This is a genomic window from Novosphingobium sp. KN65.2 (genome assembly GCF_001368935.1).
GTDB lineage: Bacteria > Pseudomonadota > Alphaproteobacteria > Sphingomonadales > Sphingomonadaceae > Novosphingobium > Novosphingobium mathurense.
In genome coordinates this window covers 1-1,104 of record NZ_CCBH010000042.1, presented here as the reverse complement: position 1 = coordinate 1,104, position 1,104 = coordinate 1, and the positions used below count along the sequence as shown (strand labels likewise).

At 58.2% G+C, this 1,104-nt stretch carries 3 protein-coding genes; 1 reads left to right on the top strand and 2 read right to left on the bottom strand.

Annotated features, from left to right (window positions below):
• Nucleotides 1-42: 42 nt before the first annotated feature.
• Together SPHV1_RS01390 and SPHV1_RS01385 are read right to left on the bottom strand one after the other, a co-directional pair.
• On the bottom strand, nucleotides 43-210 hold the full coding sequence (locus SPHV1_RS01390; RefSeq protein WP_054944334.1) for a Flp family type IVb pilin: 168 nt from the start codon (nucleotides 208-210) through the stop codon (nucleotides 43-45).
• Nucleotides 211-335: 125 nt separating this feature from the next.
• On the bottom strand, nucleotides 336-524 hold the full coding sequence (locus tag SPHV1_RS01385; RefSeq protein ID WP_231634377.1) for a Flp family type IVb pilin: 189 nt from the start codon (nucleotides 522-524) through the stop codon (nucleotides 336-338).
• A 97-nt stretch (nucleotides 525-621) separates the two neighbouring features.
• On the opposite strand from SPHV1_RS01385, the gene SPHV1_RS01380 reads away from it, so the two are divergent.
• Nucleotides 622-1,041, top strand: a complete 420-nt coding sequence (locus SPHV1_RS01380) for a (deoxy)nucleoside triphosphate pyrophosphohydrolase (protein WP_054944333.1) — start codon at nucleotides 622-624, stop codon at nucleotides 1,039-1,041.
• Nucleotides 1,042-1,104: the final 63 nt, after the last annotated feature.

The following is a 1,104-nucleotide window of genomic DNA, read 5'->3' as shown; positions in this document are numbered from 1 at the left end:
CCCCCCCCCCCCCGATCCTATTCTTGGTGCGTCTGCGCCGAATTAGGTGCTGGCCATCGCCGAAGACGTCTTTTCGAAGGTCGAGGTGAGCTGCGAGCCCATGCCCTGCATGGCGGCGATCGCGGCAACCGCGATCAGAGCAGCGATCAGACCGTATTCGATTGCGGTTGCGCCTTCTTCATTGCGGCGCAGCTTGGCGAGAAACTTCATGTCGTGTCTCCTGATAAGTGCAGTCTTGTGTACCCGGTCCGGCCTGCTCAAAACCCCATTAGCGATCCGGACATCTTCCTGAATTAAGGATCATTCGTTGAAAAATGCTTAAATCGATTGATCCACTAGGTTCCGCTGACTGCAGTGGCCGTCTTGTCGGCGATGTCGGTCCACATATCGAGGGTGACAGTGGCAACGGAATCGATCGACACGATGACGACCAGAACCACCAGGCCGAGTATCAACGCATATTCGACGGCAGAGGCACCGCTCTCGTCAGCGTATAGTTTCGGCAGGATGTCTTTGCGTATCATGAGTACCCCGCAGTTCCCCTAGTAATCCGGGACATCTCATCTTGGGCTTAATTCATTCTTAAAAAGGCGCTTCGATCTGGAAAAATCTTTTACACCTATGTTGGTTGTCGCCGTCGCCCTGCGCGCTGCGGATGATCGCATCCTCATGCAACAACGGAATTTCTCCGCCGTGCACGGAGGGCTATGGGAATTCCCGGGGGGCAAGGTTGAGGACGGCGAAAGCCCTGAAATGGCTGCCGTACGCGAGCTGGAAGAAGAACTGGCCGTGCGAATCGAACCCGATGCGCTGGTGCCGGTGGGCTTTGCCAGTGGATCGACTGCCGGCGGGAAGGGGCCCTCCCGGCCGCTTGTAATCCTTCTTTACGCATGCAGTCGCTGGCAGGGCGAACCGCACCCCCATGAGGCCGAAGCCATCGCATGGCACGCCTGCGGGGCGATCCACGGCCTGTCGATGCCGCCGCTGGACTACCCTCTGGCAGAGGCCCTGTGCAGTTTCCTTGCAAGAAAGACGATATAGGCGTTGACCCGAGGCGAATCCCTTTCTAAAGGCGCCACTCCAACGCGCCCGTAGCTCAGCTGG